Source organism: Sandarakinorhabdus rubra, assembly GCF_010994245.1.
GTDB lineage: Bacteria > Pseudomonadota > Alphaproteobacteria > Sphingomonadales > Sphingomonadaceae > Sandarakinorhabdus > Sandarakinorhabdus rubra.
In genome coordinates this window covers 34,142-55,469 of sequence record NZ_WMHO01000001.1, presented here as the reverse complement: position 1 = coordinate 55,469, position 21,328 = coordinate 34,142, and the positions used below count along the sequence as shown (strand labels likewise).

The following is a 21,328-nucleotide window of genomic DNA, read 5'->3' as shown; positions in this document are numbered from 1 at the left end:
CTTGAACAGGCACGCCCCTGCCTCACCGGCTTGCCCCGTCTATTCTTTTCGCATATCGAAGGCAAGTTCGTATTTCGAAACTTTAGCCCATACTCAGAGGATTCAGGCCCATGCGCATCGGCAAGCAGGACGCCCCCTTCACCGCCATCTGCACATCGGACACCCACCATATCAAGGTGCGCGGGAAAGACCTGACGGGCGAAATCATCGGCAACACCGATTTCACCACCTATTTCTGGATGCTGGTGACCGGCCAGGTGCCCACCGACACCCAGAAATTCTTTGCCAATGCCGTCCTGTGCGCCATTGCCGAACATGGCCTGGTGCCCTCGGTGGTCGCCGCGCGCATGACCTATGCCGCCGCCCCCGAGGCCTTCCACGGCGCGGTCGCCGCGGGACTGCTGGGCTGCGGCAGTGTCGTCCTCGGATCGGCCGAAGTCGCCGGCCGCTTCCTGGCGCAGGTGGTGGAAAGCGGAGACGCAGCCGCCGAAGTGCGGACCCTGCGCGAGCACAGGAAGGCCATCCCCGGCTTCGGCCATCCCCAGCACAGCGAAGGCGACCCGCGCGCCAACCTGCTGCTGAAGCTCGCCGCCGAACATGGAATCGAAGGCCCGCACATCAAGGCGCTGCGCGACATCCAGGCCGCCCTGCCCGCAGCCATCGGCCGCCCGCTGCCGATCAACGTCAATGGCGCCATCCCGGCCGTGATGCTCGATGTCGGCTTCCCGCTCGCCGCCCTGAAGGGCATTTCCCTTCTCGCCCGCACGGCCAGCCTGATCGGCCATCTGCAGGAGGAAACTGAGCGCCCGATCGGCTTCATCATGTCGGGCGCGGCGGCGGCAGCCATCGGCTATGACGGCCCGTAAGCGCTGTTGACAGCCGGCCGCGGCCGTCCAATCAACTGGTCCCCAAGGAAAGAGGGGGATCAGGCCATGTTGTTTCCAACGTCACTGGTGGGCAGCTATCCGCAGCCGGACTGGCTGATCGACCGCGAGAAGCTGGCCGGGCGCTTCCCGCCCCGGGTGCGCGCGCTGGAACTGTGGCGCGTGGCGCCCGACCATCTGGCCCAGGCGCAGGACGATGCCACCATCATCGCCATCCGCGACCAGGAGCGCGCCGGGCTGGACATCATCACCGATGGCGAGATGCGACGCGAAAGCTATTCCAACCGCTTTGCGACCGCGCTGGATGGCGTTGATCTCGACAATCCCGGCACCGCGCTCGACCGGTCCGGCCATCCCAACCCGGTGCCGCGCGTCACGGGCCGCATCCGCCGCCGCCATGCGGTGGAGGTGCGCGACGTGAAGTTCCTGCGCGCCAACACCGACCGCCGCATCAAGATCACCGTGCCCGGCCCCTTCACCATGAGCTGCCAGGCCCAGAATGATTTCTATGCCAGCGAGCGCGAAATGGCGCTGGACTATGCGGCGGCCGTGAACGCCGAGATCCGTGACCTCTTTGCGGCCGGTGCCGACGTGGTGCAGATCGACGAGCCCTACATGCAGGCCCGCCCGGAAAAGGCCCGCGAATATGGCCTGGAGGCGGTTAACGCCGCATTGGAGGGCATCACCGGCGACACCGCGCTGCACATCTGCTTCGGCTATGCCGCGATCATACACGAACGCCCGGCCGGCTACAATTTCCTGCCGGAACTGGCCGGATCGACCGTGGGCGCCGTGAGCATCGAGACCGCCCAGTCCAACCTCGACACCAGCATCCTGACGTCCCTGACCGGCAAGACCATCATCTTGGGCGTCATCGACCTGTCGGACCCAGCCGTGGAGTCCGCCGAAACCGTCGCCGCCCGCATCCGCCGCGCCCTGCCCCATGTCGATCCGACGCGCGTCATCATCGCGCCCGATTGCGGCATGAAATATCTCCCGCGCGAGACCGCCTTCGGGAAGATGCAGGCAATGGTGGCCGGCGCCGCCATCGTGCGGGCGGAACTGGGCGGCTGAAGCCCGGCATGACCGCATGCGATGCGGCCTTCCGCAAGGGGCGGGCCGGCAGTATCCTTCGCCAAACTCAGGGGGGAAAAACCATGCGGCGTGCAATCGGGCTTTTGGCAGTGATGCTGGCATCGGCCGGCGCGGCGCAGGAGGCGCCCCAGATCCGCTTTGACGCGGTCGATTTTCTGAAGCCGCCGGCGGATCTGCACATGGGCGAAGTGGCCGGCGTGGCGCTGGGCAAGGCGGGCCAGGTCTATGTGTTCCAGCGCGGCAACACGCAGGGGCCGGCCTATGCGGCGGCGGCGGCCCAGCTGCTCGAATTCGATGCCAACGGGCGTTATGTGCGCGAGATCGGGCACAATCTCTACGCTTGGTCCTATGCCCACGCGACGCGGGTCGATGCCGGCGGCAACATCTGGGTGGCCGACAAGGGCTCCAACATGGTGGTGAAGTTCGCGCTCACCGGCCGGGTCGCCATGGTGTTCGGCCGCAAGCCGGAGGCGAGCGACGAGAATGCCCGCCCGCTCGAGCATCCCAAGCCGCCGCTGCCGCCGGTCGATGGCCAGTTCCGCGAGGTCACCGACATGGCGTGGGACAGTCAGGGCAACACCTATATCAGCGATGGCTACATCAATTCGCGCGTTGCCAAGGTGGCGCCCGATGGCCGCTGGCTGGGATCGTGGGGCAGTTTCGGCAGCGCGCCCGGCCAGTTCAACACGCTGCATTCGATCGCGGTCGACGCTCAGGACCAGGTCTATGTCGCTGATCGCGGCAACCGGCGCATCCAGGTGTTCGACACCAAGGGCACGCTGCTCAGGATCATCCAGATCAATGTACCCGCGCCCGCCGATGCGCCGGTGGCGATCGGCAACCGCCCGGTGGTGCCTGCCGATGGCCCGGACGCCGCGCCCAACAAGACGATGATGCCGGGCGCACCATGGGCGCTGTGCATCACCCCGCGCGATGCTGCGGGCCGGCAATTTCTCTATGCCTCCGATGCGTGGCCGGGCCGCATCTACAAGCTGTCACTGGATGGCAAGGTGCTGGGCTGGCTCGGCGGTTCGGGCAAGCAGGTGGGGCAGTTCGGCTGGATCCACGAAATCGCCTGCCCGTCCGAGAACACGCTCTATGTCGCCGAGCTGCTCAACTGGCGGCTGCAGAAGCTGACGCTGCGCCCCTAGGCCGACGGGCGCTCAGGGCCAGAACTGGGCGCTCGCGATACGTGCGCCTTCGGCCATGGCGGCCATCTTGGCCCAGACGACATCCGGATCCACCCCGCCCGAACCGGCGTGGATGGAGAAGCCGCAATCGATGCCGGCCTGCACATTGTCGCGCCCGACGAGGTGAGCATAGCGGGCGATGCGCTGGGCGATGAGGCCCGGATGTTCGATATAGGGGCTCTGGCATTCGACAACGCCGGGGATGAGCTTCTTGCCCTCGGGCAGCTTCACGGCTTCGAAGATGGCGAATTCGTGCGCGTGGCGGGGGTTGGCGGCTTCGAACTGGATGGCGTGCGGGCGGGCCTTCCAGACCAGATCGATGATGTCCTGCAGCGGCACATCGCAATGGTGCGGGCCGGGATAATTGCCCCAGCACAGGTGCATGCGCATCTGTTCGGGCGCGATGTTGCGGGTGGCGTGATTGAGCGCGGCGATGTTCAATTCCATCTTCGCCCGGAAGCCGTTCAGATCGAGCTCGCGGAACTGGGTGTGGCGGCCCATGGCGAGATCGGGGCAATCGACCTGCAGCAGGATGCCGGCGCCGACGATGGCCTCATATTCGTGGCGCAGCCCTTCGGCGAGCGCCATCACATAGTCTTCATCGGTGGCGTAGAAATCGTTGCGGAAGAACAGCGCGGTGACGCCGGGCGAGGCCGCCGACATGAAGGCCTGGCGGCCGGGGTGGGCCTTGAGCGCGCTGTTCAGGTTGGCGGCATCGAGCTTCACCGCCTCCATGTCCTTCACGGTGATAGGCGCGTTGCAGGCGGGTGTCTTGCGGTGCTTGCGGCCTTCATCGCCGAAGATGCGCTGCTTGACGCCGGGGAAATCCTCGATGTCCTGGAACACATAGGAGGTGCCGGTGCCACCAAAGCCGGTCAGCCGGTCCTTGATGTAGGTGGCATAGCTGGGCTTCGACTGTTCGCCATCGTTGATGATGTCGATGCCGGCCGCGGCCTGCTTGCCCACCACATAGGCGACCGCCTGTTCGATGCGCGCGGCCAGCGCCGCCTCGTCCACCGCCTGCCCCTCTTCGCGGGCGATGATCTGATCCAGCAGATCGGCGGCGCGCGGCAGGCTGCCCACGTGCGTGGTGAGGAAGCGGTCGGCCATGAAAAATCCCCCAAAAAGGGCTGGCTGGGGCGCCAGGACTCCCACCCAGGTTTTCCAGCCCAAGATAATCAACAAGTTAAGAGCTCTGGCTTGGCCCCTCTGTTACAGTTCTCTGTAACAAGGTTATCGCGCGGGATGCAAGCGCGCACCGGCTTCCAAGTGCGCAGGCCAAACACACTTCACCTTGCGAGGAGCGGCAGGTCGCGGCGCTTCGTGCAGTGCTCCTGGAACTCACACTTGAACGGGGACTGGCAATGCCGGCCCATCTCAAGCTCGATCTCCGGCCCCCGGATGGCCTTGCGGGCAGCCGCGGCGACCGCGGCGCGGTTCTCGAGGTAACGCCTGATCGGCAGTGTCACGTCCGTGTCGCGGAAACGCACAGCCGACATGTCGGGCCGTGTCCACATGATGGACTCCGCCAGGTGCCTTATGAAGGCACCGGTCACGGATACCCCGCAACCCTGCATGACCCAAACCTGGGTGGCCAGGTCGGCCAGCTGATAGGGCTTCACACGGGTGCTGGCCTTGACCTCGATGGCACGCCAGCCCCCCTGCCCGTCCGGCTCCAGAATGTCGGCGCGGACAAGCACGTCCTCACGCTGGAACGTGGCCTCGAAGATTGGCCGGCTGGGCTCGTTTGCCAACAGGCTCGCCGTGCGTTCAAGGGCAGCCTGAATGTCCGGGACGGCTTCGACCATGATGCCATCGGGCACCAACTGCTGCGCCTTCGCACCGACGCCGTGACCGATCCTGAAGCGGGCAAGGGTGTCGGGGTCGAACCTCGCCTCTTCCCGCCGATGGATCTGCAGCCAAAGCCGCTTGGGGCAGTGCTCGAATGACGCGAGCTTGGACTTGGAGAGCCGGTACAGGACCTCGGACGTGAGTGCGGTCATGCCGCCCTCCTCGTCAGCATGCTGGCGTTGGAGGCCTCGCCCTTGGACGCCTCACCTGCCGCCTCCTCAGCCAGGGCGATGATGAAATCTGCCGCTGCCTGCGCCCGGCTGGCGGCCGTTACGATGGCCTTGGGATCACCGCCAAGCACCCGCAGCCACGTCTTGATGTAGGGCGCGTGATCGGTGCGGGGTTCGCATCCCAGGCCCAGATGCCCGGTGAGGAAGGCCGCGCCAAGCTCCGCCACCAGTTCCTCCATGGCATAGGCTTCCGAACCGAACCGCCCGGACAGGTCACGCTCGAGACGCTGCTTGGAGCCGGTCCAGTGGACCAGCTCATGGCTGAGGACGGAATAGAAGGCGTCGGGCGAGATGAACGCCTCGAACGACGGCATCGAGACCGTGTCAGAGTGCGGGTCATAGAAGGCACTGTCGCTGCCATGCCAAATGCTGGCCGGTAGGCGACCAAAGAATGCCTCGGCCCGGTCGATGCGCTGGCTCGGGTCCAGCTTCGCAGCTGCCGGCTCTACCGGATCGAAGCCATCAACCTGGTCGGCATTGAACACCCGGAAGGCGCGGGCCACAAAGGCACCGGAGCGGGCGTCACCGCCGTCGTCCTCGGCAGCGCTCCCGTGCCCTACTGGCTTCCACAGGAACACCGTGGTGGAGCGCTCACCCTTGCGCACCTGGGCGCCGTTCTGGGCCCACTGTTGGTACGTTGCCCACTTGTTGGTGCGGTAGCCAACTCGCTCGGCGGCAGCCCAGAGGACAAGGGTGTTGATGCCCCTGTAGGACCGGCCGGTGATCGCGTTGGACGGCAGGCGAAGGCCTTCGGGATGGTGCCACGGCATCCGGTAATCATCGGCACCTGATTGGATCGCATCGATCACTTGGTTGGTGATCAGTTCAAACATGGAACGCATCAACAGCCCCTCCGTTGGGGGCAGGTTCAATCATCTAGGGGAGAAGTTTCCGCTTTGCGCCGCCAGCCCAGACGTACGGCGTCGGTTTAGACGTGCCCTAGAGCAATCGTTGGCCAAGGTCGACCGAAGGCGGCTTTCAGCATTGGTCAGACTATTGGGCATCTCTGGCCACTACAAGGCAGCTCATTTCGGGCACGCTTTAACTGCCGCCGCGATCCGGCGCGGGGCGCAAAGTATTGACATTGCGAGATATAGTGCGCTTATTCGTCGAATGGCCAGATCCAACTACAGCAAATGGCTCCTCGCTGCTTTCGCGTCGGCCGTCGGTTTGGTTGCCTATCGCCAATACCGAGCTGCCCGAACCTTAGCCATCGCGCACCCCTACCAGATTGATACCAGCCAGCTTCAGGCTGGCGACATTCTTCTCTACCGTACCAAGAAGACGTCAGTGATGTCCGCTATGGTTAGGTGGCGAACCAGCAGTCCATATTCGCACGCTGCCATCTATCTCGGCGATGGAAAGATCCTTGAAGCTGTCGTACCCCGCGTTCGGATCGCGCCGCTGAAAGTTCCCACCCGCGGCTACATCGGCGTTATCCGGTCGCAGTGCGGATTCGGTCCGGAGCGTCAAGAAATTCTTCGTGACTTCGCTGCTCAACTAGTGACGAACAAGACTCGGTATGATCTGCGTGGGGTGCTGGAGTTCGTTGGTATTCGACGCGATGAATACTGGAAGAACGTGCAGGCTATTATCGACGGCGCTTCTAGTGTCAAGGGTGACGAACGGACCAAGTATTTCTGTTCGGCTCTAGTAGCAAGAATATGGTGCATCGTCGGGATCGCAGACGAAAGCGCGTGGTATGTTTTCCTGCAAGATTTGGTGTCCCCTGGCGGGATCGTCGGTGACGTAAATTTCGGCTGGTTCCTCGGGTACCTCGTCCCGCCGGGCGTCACAGTGCCTGACAGCGACCCGCTGCAGCAGACGACTGCTTGGAAGGATGTCATGGCCGCAGCGCCAGCACCTTAGCTTGGCTACCTTTGACTTTGCGCATAGGGTCGTCTGACGGCTATGGCGGCCTTTCATCCGAGAGCGGGCCGATTTCTATAAGCCTAGAAATCGCCATCGAGTTCAGTCATTTAGAAACCCATACGCTCTAGCTGTTCGTCGGTGCATGGGTTGTCGATGTGTTTCTGCATTGCGGCGCGTGCCGCCTGCCAGAAGTCTTGGTGGAAGTAGGCCAATGCTGTCGCCTCGATTGGCGCGAACTCCATCCAGTAGCGATAGCGGATTGGCCCCAACGTCAGATAACTCCGAATGCCCGCCGGAAGCTCCGTCTTGCGGTCCATGATTACGGCCAGTCCCCCATGAGCCGCATAAGCGTGATCGCCCGATACGGTTGACCAATCGCGGTAGTTGGGATCTCTGTCGATGGACAGAAACACGCGGTTCTGCGCGAGCTCGCCTATTGCGAACGCGCTGAGCTGTACGGGACGAGGGCCGTGGACATCGCCCATGTGACAGCAAAGCAGTTTGGCAAAGTAGCGGAACACGCTGGCGTAGGGCTCGCCACTCTCTACATACCGCTCATCTTGAAATACTGTGCTGGGGTCAGCTCCGGCGGCGTGGAGCCCCAACGCCAGCTTGTGCAGCCGGTCGAACTCCCTGTCAGCTGGCTGCGTTCGCGCTCCATTGCAATCGGCGCATAGCCCAGCGGAATGGTGAAGCGCCTTGGACTTTGGCCCCTGCGCGTTGCGATAGGTCCGCCCGCCCCCGAACTGGCCAATCACCATCCTCGTACTGCCAAACATCGCTCGGATGGCCGACGCCTTTACTTTGTGCTCACCAGTCAGCGGCGCGGCCACCCCGCATAGGCAGCAGTGCCCTTCTCGATAGGGATCGAACAAGAAACCCATCCACCTAATCCTAGAATGTCATTCGCCATAGGTAAGAACGCGACCGTCTCAAGCAAGGGCGCTAGAACGAGAGAGAAGTTATCTTCGTGCCCGACCTAGCACATCCCTGGGGTTCATGGCGCCGGCCGCTGAAGGGCCAGATCTCTCATTCTGGACGGTTACAATCCCAGGACAGGGTCATCCATGTGCCGGACTCTAATCCATCGTGGAGGAAAATCAGGGGGTCAGGTCACGCTCAATAGCGGCATCAATGATCCGTTGATATTCAGCGTCATGGCGAGCCAAACGCCGACAAGCTTCTTTTGCATCTCTCTTCTGCTACGGTTTCAGCGGCACGGCCGGCCTCAGGTGGCGCCCTCAGTGTTGGATACGAACCAATCTCTTTGAAGTATTCCACCCCACGTTGAACACAAATGCCCAGTTCAGAAGGGGAGCTGTCGTATGAAGACCCAGCGGATCGCGCTGGAGCCTCTTTGCCACCCTCGCTCGGCAGCGTAGCAGTTACGCTCTCGTAACCCTCGACCGAAGGCCCGACATCACTGACCAATAGGCCCAGGAAAAACGCTGGCAAAGCTCCGAAGATAAAGCATAAAATATAGGATATCTTTCGAAACGCTCTTCGGGATTCAAGGTCACTAATTTCTTTCAATTTTTGATCGATATCAATTTTCAAGGTGCGGAGTTCATTCTCCTTATTAATTGCTAACTGTTCGCGACGGGAAATATTTTCATCTTTCCATTCTTTGAAAGCCTGTGCGAGTGATGCATTTGCTTCCTCTGCCTTTGCCGATAGCTTCTTGAACGTGCTCATTGCTCGAGACCTCAAAAGACAATCAAAACAAGTCCAACGTTGTTGGACGTGCCACAAATGATCCCTACAACACGGACGTCAACGATCGATGAAACAACTCTCTTGAAATGTAGGATTTCGCAAGACAGGATAACTGATGCCCAGGGGTAAGCGATACGAACTGCTTGGCTCACTACTGAAGGACAACCAGCCCGCAAACCTAATCCTTCAGTGCGACGACGGCGGTGTTTGGCGTCTCGACGCCAACACCGCCGCTTGGCGCCTTGTTGGCCAGAGAGTGCATGTCATCGGCTTCAGGGCAGACTTTGATATCCTTGACGTTCACTCAATCACGCCCGTCTCAGAACAGCGGTCGGCCCTTTGACCCGCCCGCCGCCTCCTACTAGGCGGATTTCGGATTGGGAGCTTTGGGCGTGCGCCAGGCAACAGATCGATCAGCACGGGCATGCCGCCACCGTCATGGCTGCTCTACGTGTTGATGAGCTCGGGGCTGAAGGCGATATGGAGGGCCAAAGGACCTGGTTAGAGATCCTGGAGCGGATCCGTCACTTGCAATCGCCTCAGCCCGGTGAAACACAGCACTGATGCTGGGTAATTGTCTGAAGTTGGCTTTGGTTGTTCGATTCGTCACCGCGGTGATCGTAGCGGCCACTCTATTGGCGGCGCCCGGCCTGGCGGAGACACTGCGGGGCAAGGTGGTTGGCGTCACTGATGGCGACACCATCACGCTCCTGGTTGATGGTCGTCGCCAGTACAAGATCCGGCTTGGAGAGATTGATGCGCCTGAAGGCGGGCAGCCCTACGGCCGCAAGTCCAAGCGGATACTCTCAGACCTCGTCTACGGACAAACAATCAGCGCCCGCGTTACCGACATTGATCGGTATGGTCGTGCTGTCGCCGTCCTCACTCGCGGCAACACAAACATCAATGCCGAGATGGTGAAGCGCGGCGGCGCCTGGGCCTATCGCCGTTACCTGTCAGACCAGCGCTACCTCCGATGGGAAGAACAAGCCCGCCAGGCTCGCCGCGGGCTCTGGGGCTTGCAAGCCGATCAGATCATGGCGCCTTGGGACTGGCGAGCAGCTCGACGCGGCGGCGGCCGAACAACAGCGCAGACCACCATGACTCCGCTGCCCGGCTCCTCACTCGGATTGATGTCTGGCTCACCAGGCGGCTCTGCATTTCAATGTGGGACCAAACGCGTCTGTCGCCAGATGACCTCTTGCGATGAGGCCTTGTACCATCTGCAAACGTGCGGCGTGAAAACCCTGGACGGCGATGGAGATGGGGTGCCTTGCGAAAAGATTTGCCGCTAGAGCGGCGCCTCGCTGTCACCCGAACAATACCGAGTTTTCTTGCGGCTTGGCCAAGTCGGTAAATGGCGGTCTGGACCGACTTCAATTCCGATCGGCTGGAGGGTCAAAGAATGCCACGATGAAGCTATCGGGGTGTTCTGAAGATGGCGCCTCAAACCCAAACGAGGCGCCGCGCCAGCCGTCGACGTAGAAGGTCATTCTGGCCTGGCCACCGTCACGGAAGGGTCGCATGGTCTTCAGGATGAAGTCCATCATTCCAGTCCATGAACCGAGAACATCCGCATGTGCGCCCAGGAACACGCCGCCATCAGCCGTCGGAAGAAAAGCCGCCAGCTGGTCGGCCGGCCGCCGGCCATGGCTCGGGCCTCGCAGACTGATCGTGACAGTTGGCGCATCTGCGACTGGGGCGCTCGCGCTGCCGCGTGAGCTGAAGCTCTGATCCATAGGACATCTCGGCTGTAACGACCGGGGTACCCGGCCATCTCACCTCTTGCAGGAAGAGAGCTTAATAACTTCCTGCAATGATGCGATAACGGATCTACTTAACAGCGCGAGCCTCCATTTCGGAGAAGGTCGGTCAGATGCCGCGCAAAACACCACGATTATCGTCCCCGTTTGGCTGCCGCACAGCGACACGGTCCAAGGCGAGGACGTCATCTGTGGTCATGTCGTACCATTTGGCCAAATGGTCATCCCGGAGAGGCTTAGCCATTTCACCACGATACTCTCGAGCCCAACCTACAAGCATGGCGCGTCCAGGCATGATAGCAACGCGCCCATCAGGCAACCGCATGCGCCACAATCCACCGGCCTCATCCTCGAGCCGGTGCTTTGCGACCAATTCATCAAGCTTATCGGGCGAAGGCTTCAGCGCGGCTGCGTTAAAATCTCTCCGCAGGTTATCGAGCAGATAGGCATAGGGATCGCGCGGTAATTCGGGGGACGGCGGCGTGAAGACGGAAGGAATGACGTCAATTGATCTATCCGAACCGGAAATTGAGCTTGAGAATGTAGCAGAATTTGCCGGGGCACGTTGCATGGTGGCCTCGGCATCATTTCGGCGCTCAAGTTTGAAGAGGCGTTCCCGCAGATCTTCCACTTGCCCTTCCAAGCGGCGGAGAATGATCCGATCTCTTTCGGTTGCACCAAGCCGCTTAAGCGCTTCATCTCCAGAAGCCTCAGCATCCTTGCGCCATTGTTCAATCTCATTGGCAAACCGCAGAGCTTTGGTCACACGGAACCATGCCGCGATCGCAAGCCCTACAGCAAATAGAGCCAGGCCAGTCGCGATAGCTGAAATCAGATTGAACATTACGGGTTGCCCACGTCAACGCGCAGAAACTGGTCACGCTGATCCTTTGGATGCGCCAGCATGTCGACCAAAAGATGCAGAGCCTCAACGAACGGCGGCTTCACTGGCCGCGTCAGCTCGGCTTCCCTGACCATCTCTTTTATCGTGCCACGAGCAATGCTGTCCTTTGCCTTCAGGCTACCGCCCTGGCTAATCGTGAGGTTAATCCCCGTGGCAACCTTCAGCGCGTCTAGGAACTCCTGGAAGTCTGCCATGTCGATCGCACTAGGCTTCTTGCCAGTGACCTGAGCAAGTTCCGCTTCTGCAGTGAGATTGCCACCGTATTGCAGCTCGAGCCCAAGCCCCAAAGGCAAAAATGCCTCCACGTTACTTGCTGATGACGGCGCGTCGTGAAGCAAGCCTCGTGCCACCTCCTGCTTTGGGTTGACCGAGAAGATCAATTCCGGCGGATTACCTTTCAGGCCAGCACCCAACATTAACATTCGCGTCAAATGTTGCTGGTCGGGCTTCGTCAAGAGCCGGAAATAGCTGGACCCGCGGCCTGCCATCAAGATTGTTGGGTGCGCAGCCAGCCTGGGATCCACTTGGCCGCCGGCCAGCACTTTTTTGAGTACGCGGCCAGTATACCACAGCAGTCCTGCAAGTGCCGTTGACGCAGTAACCTGCAGCCGTTGCAAATCAGGATCAGCGCCGGCGGTGGTGTCCATGAACCTCTTGAGCTGATCGCTAAAACTTGGTTTGCTGGCCGCCAGCTCGATCAACAACCGACGTTGCTTACGATGGCTATCATCGTTGGGTAGGTCGGCGGTGGGATCGGTGCCGCCCATAGGCGCCTTTTTCAGCAGACTGCTGTTACGTTCTAACCAGTTGGAAAAGAAATCCCCTGCCGCAAGCCTCACTGAGCCGCGCCACAGCGCTTCCTTGTGTAGATAGATCGCAATGTCGGTGGTGCCCCCGCCGATATCCAACATCACAGACAGCTGTGTGGGCGCGGTGAATGCTTGCTCCGAGTCATCACAGAAGTACGTCATCGCAGCTTCTGCCTCAGTACGATGCTCGACGCGTGCCTTAGCTGATAAAGCTTGTGCAACCTGCTCAGTCATCCGCTTGAAATAGGCGGTTTCACGGTCGGTAAAGGCCTGCGGATAGGAAAAGCGCCAGTTAATGCGCTCTGGCGTGACACCCTTGTCTCGCAGTTCGGCCGCCACTCTAAGAACCAGATCCTGAAGGAACCTGAGTGCCGCGACGTTGTTCTCACCATCACCACCAGGGCCGGCCTGCCACTTGAGGCCAGCCTTCAAAGTCTGATTGGCCACCCATTTGGCCACCTCGCGCGAAGACTTTCCTTCGGGCGGAGGCACAAACAGAACCTGCCCTGCATTTGGCCAGTCAGCGGCAGCCTCTGGCGTATTGTCACGCTGCTTCAACATGGTCGGGAAAGGCATACCAAGGCCGATCCCAGCGAAGAAATCCGCCAATGTCACATACTTCTGCTGCGCCCATGCATCCATTTGTGAAGGATCAACCGCAATAATTGGCAGCGAGCGCGCTTTCAGATGTGCTGGCTCTGACCGTTGGTTTGCCTCCACGTAGGCGATGCTGCTGGTGGTTCCGAAATCGATCGCCACTTTTGCGCGCTCTTGGGTAGTCAGCGCAGGTGCTCGGCGACTAACCAGCACCAGTCCGCAAGACCGTTCAAGGGCATCACTTTGTACCGCCACGGCGATGGCCTCGATGCCCATCTTCGTGATTTGCCATTCGCCGCGTATCTGCGACGAGTCGGCAAAACGCATCCGCTGCAACCAAGGCTCACCCTGGTCGGGCAGCTGGCCCGTCTCCTGGGCACAGAGCTTTCGCAACACTGCTCCCGAGCCCCAGCCGGCGGCACGTTCGTTCCGACCAGGCCCAGCTGCATTCAGGTCTGCCTGAAGCAATCGGAGCGAGACAGCAGCCTGAGGCAGCACTTCGGCAAATGGGTTGGCGGCGCTCTGCAGGAAATCAAAGGGCCAGTCGGCCGCAGCAAAATCGGGCCAGACAGCCATGGAGCTGTCGATGTCCGCACGCTGGATCTGGTCGGGTTGCCAACGTCGCCGAAGCGTATGCAGCCGCCCGTCCTCAAGACGGACCTCAAAGGTGGCTTCACGGTCTTTGCCGTTGGCCGTGAGGCGGACAGCGCTCCGGAGTCGATCGCCATCAGCCAGCAGCAGCGCCAACGGCGTTACTGGCAGCGGAACTGGGCAATTCGGTCCATGGGCAGCAGGCGGTGTTCCGTCAGAATCCACAACACACGGCGTCCAAAGCTCGTCTACTGTGATTGCCAGCCAGCCATCCTTGGCAGCTTTCGCCTTTACGCGCGCCGGATCATTCAGCGCATCCTTGAGTGTGAGCTCACGATAGACATGAATGGATGCCGCCGACCCTCCAATTGTCCGCGGCAGATCCTCATCGATCAACACGACGCCACCAAATGGCGCCGGATCACTCATGGGTCGCAGCGCCAACTGTGTATGGGAGAAGCCAGGATTGAACTGAGTTGGGTCAGTTTCGAAGCTGCTGTCCAGGACGCTGTGCAGCCCTGTAAACGGCAAATTCAATCGGCGGGCGCGAACGGCCAGGCGCCGTCCGCGCTGGCCACTGCCAATCAGCGCCTCGATATCGCCTGCGTAGGCTTGAAGCTCGCGAGCGAGGCCATCCCAGGACTTTCCACTGACCCCCTGCCCTGCCAAGGCATTCACAATGCCGTTGGCATAGTCAGCAATGATGCCGAGGTCTGTCGCCGAAAGGTCGGAGGCAAGCGGATCGGCGAGGCCTTTCTCCGCAAAGACAACACCAGGGATACGCAAAGCTGTGGCGCTGTGGCCGGCAGCCAACAATGTATCAGGCGTCAGCATGGCCACGTCCACGCTCTGACCGCCCCTGGGCACAACCCTGAGCAGGACCGGCCTTAACCAAGCCTCCTGTGCAGACGCGGCATGAATGCCCTCAGCTGGCGACAGCTCGGAAAGCACACCACGCCAGCGGGGATTACCTGCATCGAGCGGCACCTCTCGCAGGCTGAGCGTGTATTCACCGGAGAAGCGCGGTTGCAAGGCCAGCAGTGCCAACAAAGCGCGCCATTGGCGACGCGTGCGTGCATGCAGCTGGTGTCGATTGTTGAACAACGCCTGACGCCACGCGCGGACCGGTGCCCAGGCATCTGGAACACTCTTGATGACGGCGTCATCAGCTTGCTGGCTGATATTCAGATCAGCGGCCAGCTCCTTCAGGTCTGGCAGTTCCAACCACTGCCCAGAGACTGCAGGCTGCCCCAGCTCTTGATGGGTCAGGCCGGGCAAAAGATAATGAGGCATCAGATGCTCCCCTTAAACTGCACAGCCACGGTGGAGCGCCGTCATGAACATGCCCAGGCCTGGCGCATCCTCTTTGCCCGCCCGACCAATCTCCGTGAGAAGACTGGCTGCATTTCCTGGGTCGAGCTTGCCTTCCGCGGGGACGATCAAATCATTAAATGCCGCTTCGTACGCCTTCTCGTCAGCCAGATCCTTCAGCTGAACGGCCGCTGGCGGTTCATTGGTGTTGATCGGCGCGGCCAATTGCTTGTCCGTTTTCCAAAGGTTGAACGACTGCCCGGATCCCCTAGCGTAGGCCTCTACCATGGCAGCCCATTCAACCAAATGAACCAGATAACGATCCAGCGCTTCCACGTGCGGGCCTGTATTGTCGGACAGTTTGCCAAGGTTCTGCGCCTTGGCCCATGCATCCCTCAGGAAGCCCAATCGCTTCTTGGGATTGAGCGCCAGAGGTTCCCAATGCCGCCACGCCGTTGCAAGCCTTAGCAAGCGGCCAAGCTTCTCATAGGCCTCGACCTCCGGAAGATCTGACCAGTTCCAGCCGTTGGCTTGCTGCAGTGCTGTGGCGAACACTTTCGGGCCGTCAGCGCTCGGACCGTCTTTGAGGAAACGACACCCGCCCAGGGCCGCGACCAGTTCCACAGCAAGCGCCGGATTGCTTTGCGCATCGCCTTGCGGGGCATGGTAGGCAAGCCGCGTGTAGGGTTGTGAGCCAACAAGATAGAGGTCGCTGAACAGCGCGCCATGGGGCGAGGTCAGTTCGGCATAATGCTCAAGTGCACTGCGGGTCTGCAGCAGCAACTCTTCCTGCCGTGCAACGTTGGCCGCATCGCCTTCAGCATCCTGATCAGGATCCCGAAAATCAAAGTAGGGCAGCATCAGTACACCGCCAATGCTCAGGTTGTCGCCCATGCGCATCTTGGCAGCGTGGTTACGGATCAAGCGCGCTAGGGTTGGAAAGCCAGCCGCTCCAGTTCCACCGAACAGGCTGCCCATCAACAACACCCGAACAGGATTGCCGTTCAGGGCTGGCGCCATTGCCTGGGTGAGTTCAGTCCAGAAGTCAGGCTGAGGCGTAGCGCGGATGGCCGTGGTCAACGCGGTAGCCCCAACATTGGGCCTGGCGCGATAGCCGCCACCAAGACCCATGTCCTGCTCAGTCCGAGGGCAATACAGGAGATCGAAGAGGGCCCTGTCTTCCTCGTCTAGCTTCCCCAGCAACTTGGACAAGGTGCTGCCGCCATCATGCGGCGTCCAACGGGACGCAAGCGTCAAATTGTGGGCGAAGAGATCATCGGTAACGACATGCGGCTGGCCTGGCGTCCGCCATAGCTTGCGACAATTCTCATAGGCTTTGGCAACACGCTCGAGCCGGGCTGTGTTGCCATTGCCACTGTCCTGATCGATCGGGAACAAGTGCACGTCACTGGGGCCGATCCCGGCAGCAACAAGATGCGTGAGGGCTTCACCGAGTTTTGCACCGGTGCCGCCCATGGTGATGACGATGGCTTTGGTCATGGCGCTCACTCCATCCCGAACGGCACGTTATTGCCGCCAGGCACCGATGGGCGCAAACGGTGCGGTGTGGCCAGAAGGCTGGCCAGCCACCACGTGATCAGCAATATCAATACGATGGCGGCGCTGAACCATAGCTTGCCAGCCTGAACGAGGTAAGTCGCCACTTCGTCACTCACCGTCGCCAAATAAGCCAGGACAGCAACGGCCACGATCTGCACAAGGGTCAAACCCCACCAAGGCACAGACAAACTGCGCGCTGACTGGGGACCAACCACGGATGGCAGTTTCGCCGCCACAACGAACGTCCACACGATGCCCAGAACGATTGTGGCAAGGACGCCCTGCCAAATGGCCTCTACCAACCGGCCCGCAACCTGCTCGCGGATTGTGTCGACCAGGACGTTGCCCTGATTGCCTTGGGTTTGGCCTTCGTCGTCTTCAACCTCTGGCAAGGCAGACTCGCCAAACTCATTCTCATCCGCATCACCTGCTTCGGACGTGTCGGCGGGCTCGGCCTGCTGTACGCTGGACGCGTTATTCAAGACTGATGGATCGAGCCAGCGAGTGTCAGCCAGCTGGGCATTCACGCCCCACCACAGCACGGCCCCAGCCAGCAGCGGCAGCAGCAGAACCGAAAGAAGGGCAACAACCCAGTGCTTTCCGGTCATTCTTTCACCTTCAAGTTAAACTGAAACAGTTGGTTCGGCCGGAACGGCAGCTCAACACTGCCTTTCTTCCCAAATGGCACCTGGCGCGCCAATTGGTCGTCACCCGCTTCAAGTATGTCCGCCAACACAGCCAGCTGGAGCGCCTTCACGAAACCAGGCTGCGGCTTCTCCGATGGCGACAGGCTCCAGTCACGCAGCCACTTGGTGTCTGGATTTGGACGCGCAAGCCCCTTGTTGCCCATGAGCGCCGTGACCCGATAGCTACCAGCCGGCAGCCCCTTCAGCGAAGCAGCATCCAACCGGAACTGCAGACTGCGCTTATCATTCGCCTCCCACCAAACAGGCAGCGGCTTGGACAGAAGCTGCCAGCCTCCTTGCTTGGTCTGCAGTTCGACCAATGCGGTCCCCGTCAGTGGGCCTTGCCAGATGGTACCCGGCAATAGCCTTTCCCTGCCTGCCACTACGCGCTCCAGCCGCCCTTGCTGTTCGGCAAAGAGCTGCTTGTCGATCTGATAGGCCCCAGGATTACCTGAGACACCCCCTCCCATCGTTGTGGGAAGCGGCACATTCCGCGGGCCCCCTCGCCCCCGGAACAACGCAACATTGAGGCGCTTGCCTGAGAAAGACGGCGCCCCACTGCCGCGCAAGCCTTGGACCAATCGGACCAGATCGGTTTCCGGACCAACGGCAAGGATGAACAGGGGCCGCTTGGTGGCGCCAGCAAAACTGCCACCGCCCAGCCCTGGAACGCCCGTTATCTTCCCCTTAAACGGCGCCTCTACGCCAAGAATGGCCACAGCGCGCCCCTCTTCCAGCATCGCCTTTAGAGGCACGCCCAGGGCGACCGCCGGATCAGCCGCCATTTCATTGCCATCCAGCCACAGATCGCTGACGATCAAAGTCAAGCTTCCAACTGGTTGCTTGCGAACCTCCGCCAGAACCTTGTCAACGCGGCTGGTCTGATTGCCGCACGGCGAAGCCGTCGGCTTGGAGAAGACCGCCGGCTTGCTGAAGGAATCGATGTCCCCTGTGATTGGAGCGATCTTGTCACCAAAACAGCGCCATTTCAGAACTGACTTGGGCGGCGTGCCAACGCCATTGGTCAGCAGCGTAAGCAGGTCACCAACGGGCTTCTCGTTGAACTGCGGCTGCACAAAGCCAGCCATGGTTCCCGATGCATCAAGGTAGACATCAAGCGCGGGCGCAGGAGGTGGAGCGACAGCAGCCGAAGGCGACGCCGCCATGAGAAGCGGCACGGCTAAAGATATCCACAACCTCTTGCTTGTGACGTAGCCCACGCACTCACCCCCGTTCCGATACATGACTGGACCGTTATGGAGCTTTATGGCAACTCCCAAATCACGGCAAGGCCAGCGAGGGTAATGATTTCACATGGATTTGTACGCGCTTCTTCTCGCTTTTACGATCGTCGGCATCGTCGTGCTGGTGGTCTGGACCCTGTCAACGTGGGGCACCTTCCGTTCCCGGATAAACGCCATCGCTTTGGCGGCAGACAGCGACCAACGGGAGGTCATGCGGCGCATGGCAGCCCTGCCCGCCAACGATCATATCCCTGACGAAAGCGATGCCGAAGCCGATGGCGCGCTGCGGAGCATGCCAGTTCTGCTCTCGAGCGACTTTCTGGCGAGCCGTCGCGGCGGCCCGCTCGGACTGGCCTGGCGGGAACTGGAACAGAGCTTGATGATGACTAGCCATGGGCAGGCACTGAGCCGCAGCCCTCAGGACATCTTCTCGCCAGACCTGCTTTACCAGAAAGACGTCGATCTCCGTCGGTTTGAGGCCTACCCGAACATCCTCGTTGGCACCGGCCTTGCCACCACTTTTGTGCTGCTCGCGTTGACGATTGGGGTCGGTGTAAACACCCTGAACGCGTCCGACACACAATCCATTTCGGCGATTGTGCCATTGCTGAAAGCAAGCGCACTCAAGTTTCTGACCTCCATCGTCGGCATTGGCTGCTCGATCTTTTTCATCGTCGTCCGCAATCGCGGGGTGCTTCGTGCCGAGACTGCCCTGGCAGAGTTGGCGGACGAGCTTGCGAGCGCCCTGCCACAGGTGAGCCAGCAATCGCTGCTGGCTGATCTGGTGATGCAATCGGTAGAACAGAACCGCCTCACCAAGGCGCGCAACGAAGATATGGCGGCAGCCGTGGCAGCGTCCGTTCGCCAGGAGCTGGAAAACGGGCTGGTCGCAGCGCTGACCCCCATTGCGGATCGGATGACGGATCTGTCGCAGCGGGTTGCAGAGGTGAATGCCAAGCAGATCGAGATGATGGCTGCAGCTTTCGCGCGCGACCTTGGTATTGCCATTGAGAAGTATAGCCGCACACTTGCGGAACAGCTGGAGACGGCGGTGACCCGCTTTGCCGAGGTGCCGCCAGCCATTGAAGCGGCTGCCAATGCCTATGCCGAAGCGGTTGATGACAGCGTGCTGCGCATGCGTACCGGCGCAGACAACGCGGCTGAAATCTACGGCGGGATCGAAACGCTGTTGCGCGACCTGACGGCTGCCGTGGCTGCCGCAGATGATCGGCTCAACAAGTCGGTCCAAGGCTTCCGAGGCGAGCTGGAGGATGGGGCTGAAGGTCTTCGCATGGCCCGGCAAGCGCTGGTGGATGCCTTGCCTGTGGTGGACGCCATGCGCCAAGCCGCGCCTGCCGGTGCTGCGCTCAATGAAGCTGCGAAACTGTTCCAGCGAGCTGGTGTTGAAGTGGTTCCGGCATTGCTCGCCTGGCAGCAGGGCCTTGCAGGCCTGGACACGGGGTTGGCCAACGTGATCGACAAGATCGATGCCCTGTTTGAGCGAGCGGCTGTGGACAGCGGGATGCCCCTGGCTGCCACCCTGCCCCCTGAACCGCAGAGCGCCGTTTCGCCACCAGAGCAGCCTGACAGTAGCGTTGCGCCACCAACTGCCGGAAATCCGGAAATCAAGGCATTCGCGCCGCCGCCAGCGTCGCCAGAGCCGCCGTCCTCAGAAGCTGAGGGGCAACCATGAGCCGAGCCCGCCGCGCCGCACCAGCCGACAACTTTTACGCGTCTGTCACCGACCTGGTGATCGGCTTCCTGTTCATCTTCATCATCCTGCTGGTGTCCTTCGCCATCGGGTTCCGGATTGAACAGAACAAGCTCCAGCGTGCGGCCGAACTGCAGCAAAAAGCTCGGGCTCAGCTCCTTGAAGCCGTGGTCAAGAGGGCCGGGCTGGATCCAAAGAAGCAGGCGGCGCTGGATCAAGGCATCATTCGGCTGCCGCAGGATACTTTGTTCGACAACAACAGCGCTGCTCTGCGGCCAGGAGGTGAGCCGACGCTCCGCCGCCTTGCATCTGCACTGCAGGCAGAGGTGCCATGCTACACTCGCACCCGCATTGCGGCCTGCCCAAAGGACAGCGCGCCCGTTCTCGATGCGATTTACATCGAGGGGCATACCAACAGCTTGCGCGCCAAAGCCCCTTGGAAAGACAATTGGGAGCTCTCGGCTGCCCGCGCGACACGCGTCCGTGAGACACTGGTCCAGACGGAGCCAGGCCTAGGCAAACTTCTCAACGCTGACGATAAGAGCCAGGTGCCGTTGCTGGGTATCAGCGGCTATGCCGAAAGCCGTCTTGTCGACACGAAGAACCCCGCCGCCGCAGAAAACCGCCGCGTGGACCTGCGCTTCACCATGGTTCCGCTCAAATGACAAATGCGGGTCCCCGCATTGCTCAACAGCGCTTCCAGGCACTCGACAATCGCGTCGATGCCCTCGCTGCTGAACTGGAGGCGCTGGCAGCTCAGAGGCGACTTTCGGACGCATATACAGGCAACCCGCAGACTGATCGCAGCAACAGCAACAAGAGAGAGAAAGGCGCCCCAGACAGAGGCAGAGGATGGCCGGGCCTGGAAGGGAGCCCGCGCCCACCGGGTCCAGGTGGCAGCGAACAACGGCCTGGCGGGCGGGAACAGGGTAGCCCTGGGCCAACGACACCGCCAAAGCCCATTGTGCACCCAGACCCGGAGATCCTCACAGACTTTGATCGCATCGCTCGTGTGCATTTGCTGATTTGGCTCGCAATCAGCCTAGCGATCCTTGGCATTACCTTTGGCTTGCCCTTCGTCCTTGCACTGTTTTGATCGTATCTGATCGTAGGGCGTCCCCTAGAACCGGAGCCAAGTGCCATTGCTGCAATCCACCTGCGCAATCGGGAGTGCGCTGGTTTCCCACGTTCGCACTGCCGAAACCCATCGACGGATCTGCTCCGCTTGAAGGGTCACAGTGGAATTGAAGTCCAGCTGAAGGCACAGGTTTGAATGAAACCAGGCTGGGAGAATTCAGGAAAACGCCAAACTCG

19 protein-coding genes are annotated in these 21,328 nt (G+C 61.0%); 8 read left to right on the top strand and 11 right to left on the bottom strand.

The window, feature by feature from the left end; translation table 11 throughout:
- Nucleotides 1–110: 110 nt before the first annotated feature.
- The 3 genes from GJV64_RS00230 to GJV64_RS00220 all read left to right on the top strand — a co-directional run bounded on the left by GJV64_RS00230 (nucleotide 111) and on the right by GJV64_RS00220 (nucleotide 3,130).
- A complete protein-coding gene (locus tag GJV64_RS00230) occupies nucleotides 111–866 on the top strand; it encodes a citryl-CoA lyase (RefSeq protein WP_164155290.1) in 756 nt (251 codons plus the stop codon).
- A 66-nt stretch (nucleotides 867–932) separates the two neighbouring features.
- Entirely contained in the window at nucleotides 933–1,958 is a 1,026-nt protein-coding gene (locus GJV64_RS00225) for a uroporphyrinogen decarboxylase family protein (protein WP_164155289.1), read from the top strand.
- An 83-nt stretch (nucleotides 1,959–2,041) separates the two neighbouring features.
- Entirely contained in the window at nucleotides 2,042–3,130 is a 1,089-nt protein-coding gene (locus GJV64_RS00220) for a peptidyl-alpha-hydroxyglycine alpha-amidating lyase family protein (protein WP_164155288.1), read from the top strand.
- A 12-nt stretch (nucleotides 3,131–3,142) separates the two neighbouring features.
- Here the strand turns inward: GJV64_RS00220 and GJV64_RS00215 are convergent, their stop codons facing one another.
- From GJV64_RS00215 to GJV64_RS00205, 3 genes are all read right to left on the bottom strand, one after another.
- Entirely contained in the window at nucleotides 3,143–4,279 is a 1,137-nt protein-coding gene (locus GJV64_RS00215; protein ID WP_164155287.1) for a cobalamin-independent methionine synthase II family protein, read from the bottom strand.
- A 179-nt stretch (nucleotides 4,280–4,458) separates the two neighbouring features.
- Nucleotides 4,459–5,172 carry a hypothetical protein gene (locus tag GJV64_RS00210; RefSeq protein ID WP_164155286.1) on the bottom strand — a complete coding sequence of 238 codons (714 nt, stop codon included), beginning with the start codon at nucleotides 5,170–5,172 and terminating at the stop codon, nucleotides 4,459–4,461.
- On the bottom strand, nucleotides 5,169–6,092 hold the full coding sequence (locus GJV64_RS00205) for an ArdC family protein (RefSeq protein ID WP_164155285.1): 924 nt from the start codon (nucleotides 6,090–6,092) through the stop codon (nucleotides 5,169–5,171). Before GJV64_RS00205 ends, GJV64_RS00210 begins: the two co-directional genes overlap by 4 nt.
- 109 nt (nucleotides 6,093–6,201) lie before the next feature.
- On the opposite strand from GJV64_RS00205, the gene GJV64_RS00200 reads away from it, so the two are divergent.
- Nucleotides 6,202–7,119 carry a C40 family peptidase gene (locus GJV64_RS00200; RefSeq protein WP_164155284.1) on the top strand — a complete coding sequence of 306 codons (918 nt, stop codon included), beginning with the start codon at nucleotides 6,202–6,204 and terminating at the stop codon, nucleotides 7,117–7,119.
- Nucleotides 7,120–7,229: 110 nt separating this feature from the next.
- Here GJV64_RS00200 and GJV64_RS00195 read toward each other — a convergent pair whose 3' ends face one another.
- Nucleotides 7,230–8,006 (bottom strand): hypothetical protein, encoded by a 777-nt coding sequence (locus GJV64_RS00195; RefSeq protein ID WP_164155283.1) that lies wholly within the window; start codon nucleotides 8,004–8,006, stop codon nucleotides 7,230–7,232.
- 271 nt (nucleotides 8,007–8,277) lie between these two features.
- On the bottom strand, nucleotides 8,278–8,817 hold the full coding sequence (locus GJV64_RS00190; protein ID WP_164155282.1) for a hypothetical protein: 540 nt from the start codon (nucleotides 8,815–8,817) through the stop codon (nucleotides 8,278–8,280).
- Nucleotides 8,818–8,953: 136 nt separating this feature from the next.
- Here GJV64_RS00190 and GJV64_RS15535 point away from each other — a divergent pair, with 136 nt between their 5' ends.
- Nucleotides 8,954–9,181, top strand: a complete 228-nt coding sequence (locus tag GJV64_RS15535; protein ID WP_235927523.1) for a DUF5818 domain-containing protein — start codon at nucleotides 8,954–8,956, stop codon at nucleotides 9,179–9,181.
- A 220-nt stretch (nucleotides 9,182–9,401) separates the two neighbouring features.
- Nucleotides 9,402–10,133 (top strand): thermonuclease family protein, encoded by a 732-nt coding sequence (locus tag GJV64_RS00185; protein WP_164155297.1) that lies wholly within the window; start codon nucleotides 9,402–9,404, stop codon nucleotides 10,131–10,133.
- A gap of 81 nt (nucleotides 10,134–10,214) precedes the next feature.
- Here GJV64_RS00185 and GJV64_RS00180 read toward each other — a convergent pair whose 3' ends face one another.
- From GJV64_RS00180 to GJV64_RS00155, 6 genes are all read right to left on the bottom strand, one after another.
- On the bottom strand, nucleotides 10,215–10,577 hold the full coding sequence (locus GJV64_RS00180; protein WP_164155281.1) for a hypothetical protein: 363 nt from the start codon (nucleotides 10,575–10,577) through the stop codon (nucleotides 10,215–10,217).
- Nucleotides 10,578–10,710: 133 nt separating this feature from the next.
- On the bottom strand, nucleotides 10,711–11,445 hold the full coding sequence (locus GJV64_RS00175) for a hypothetical protein (RefSeq protein WP_164155280.1): 735 nt from the start codon (nucleotides 11,443–11,445) through the stop codon (nucleotides 10,711–10,713).
- Nucleotides 11,445–14,795, bottom strand: a complete 3,351-nt coding sequence (locus GJV64_RS00170) for a hypothetical protein (RefSeq protein WP_164155279.1) — start codon at nucleotides 14,793–14,795, stop codon at nucleotides 11,445–11,447. Before GJV64_RS00170 ends, GJV64_RS00175 begins: the two co-directional genes overlap by 1 nt.
- A gap of 12 nt (nucleotides 14,796–14,807) precedes the next feature.
- Complete coding sequence (locus tag GJV64_RS00165; protein WP_164155278.1) at nucleotides 14,808–16,313, bottom strand: FtsZ/tubulin family protein; 1,506 nt, start codon at nucleotides 16,311–16,313, stop codon at nucleotides 14,808–14,810.
- A 5-nt stretch (nucleotides 16,314–16,318) separates the two neighbouring features.
- A complete protein-coding gene (locus tag GJV64_RS00160) occupies nucleotides 16,319–16,981 on the bottom strand; it encodes a hypothetical protein (RefSeq protein WP_164155277.1) in 663 nt (220 codons plus the stop codon).
- On the bottom strand, nucleotides 16,978–18,147 hold the full coding sequence (locus GJV64_RS00155; RefSeq protein ID WP_164155276.1) for a hypothetical protein: 1,170 nt from the start codon (nucleotides 18,145–18,147) through the stop codon (nucleotides 16,978–16,980). Before GJV64_RS00155 ends, GJV64_RS00160 begins: the two co-directional genes overlap by 4 nt.
- Before the next feature lie 226 nt (nucleotides 18,148–18,373).
- On the opposite strand from GJV64_RS00155, the gene GJV64_RS00150 reads away from it, so the two are divergent.
- A complete protein-coding gene (locus tag GJV64_RS00150) occupies nucleotides 18,374–19,996 on the top strand; it encodes a hypothetical protein (RefSeq protein ID WP_164155275.1) in 1,623 nt (540 codons plus the stop codon).
- Entirely contained in the window at nucleotides 19,993–20,679 is a 687-nt protein-coding gene (locus GJV64_RS00145) for an OmpA/MotB family protein (RefSeq protein WP_164155274.1), read from the top strand. The genes GJV64_RS00150 and GJV64_RS00145 overlap by 4 nt, the downstream gene beginning before the upstream one ends.
- Nucleotides 20,680–21,328 lie beyond the last annotated feature (649 nt).

Coding starts and splice junctions, on each gene's coding strand:
- GJV64_RS15535 (WP_235927523.1), top strand. CDS start 8,954: ATGCCCAGGGGTAAGCGATACGAACTGCTTGGCTCACTACTGAAGGAC.
- GJV64_RS00195 (WP_164155283.1), bottom strand. CDS start 8,006: ATGGGTTTCTTGTTCGATCCCTATCGAGAAGGGCACTGCTGCCTATGC.
- GJV64_RS00205 (WP_164155285.1), bottom strand. CDS start 6,092: ATGCGTTCCATGTTTGAACTGATCACCAACCAAGTGATCGATGCGATC.
- GJV64_RS00145 (WP_164155274.1), top strand. CDS start 19,993: ATGAGCCGAGCCCGCCGCGCCGCACCAGCCGACAACTTTTACGCGTCT.
- GJV64_RS00225 (WP_164155289.1), top strand. CDS start 933: ATGTTGTTTCCAACGTCACTGGTGGGCAGCTATCCGCAGCCGGACTGG.
- GJV64_RS00180 (WP_164155281.1), bottom strand. CDS start 10,577: ATGGATCAGAGCTTCAGCTCACGCGGCAGCGCGAGCGCCCCAGTCGCA.
- GJV64_RS00210 (WP_164155286.1), bottom strand. CDS start 5,172: ATGACCGCACTCACGTCCGAGGTCCTGTACCGGCTCTCCAAGTCCAAG.
- GJV64_RS00165 (WP_164155278.1), bottom strand. CDS start 16,313: ATGACCAAAGCCATCGTCATCACCATGGGCGGCACCGGTGCAAAACTC.
- GJV64_RS00215 (WP_164155287.1), bottom strand. CDS start 4,279: ATGGCCGACCGCTTCCTCACCACGCACGTGGGCAGCCTGCCGCGCGCC.
- GJV64_RS00155 (WP_164155276.1), bottom strand. CDS start 18,147: ATGGCTGGCTTTGTGCAGCCGCAGTTCAACGAGAAGCCCGTTGGTGAC.
- GJV64_RS00190 (WP_164155282.1), bottom strand. CDS start 8,817: ATGAGCACGTTCAAGAAGCTATCGGCAAAGGCAGAGGAAGCAAATGCA.
- GJV64_RS00185 (WP_164155297.1), top strand. CDS start 9,402: ATGCTGGGTAATTGTCTGAAGTTGGCTTTGGTTGTTCGATTCGTCACC.
- GJV64_RS00170 (WP_164155279.1), bottom strand. CDS start 14,795: ATGCCTCATTATCTTTTGCCCGGCCTGACCCATCAAGAGCTGGGGCAG.
- GJV64_RS00150 (WP_164155275.1), top strand. CDS start 18,374: ATGGATTTGTACGCGCTTCTTCTCGCTTTTACGATCGTCGGCATCGTC.
- GJV64_RS00230 (WP_164155290.1), top strand. CDS start 111: ATGCGCATCGGCAAGCAGGACGCCCCCTTCACCGCCATCTGCACATCG.
- GJV64_RS00175 (WP_164155280.1), bottom strand. CDS start 11,445: ATGTTCAATCTGATTTCAGCTATCGCGACTGGCCTGGCTCTATTTGCT.
- GJV64_RS00220 (WP_164155288.1), top strand. CDS start 2,042: ATGCGGCGTGCAATCGGGCTTTTGGCAGTGATGCTGGCATCGGCCGGC.
- GJV64_RS00160 (WP_164155277.1), bottom strand. CDS start 16,981: ATGACCGGAAAGCACTGGGTTGTTGCCCTTCTTTCGGTTCTGCTGCTG.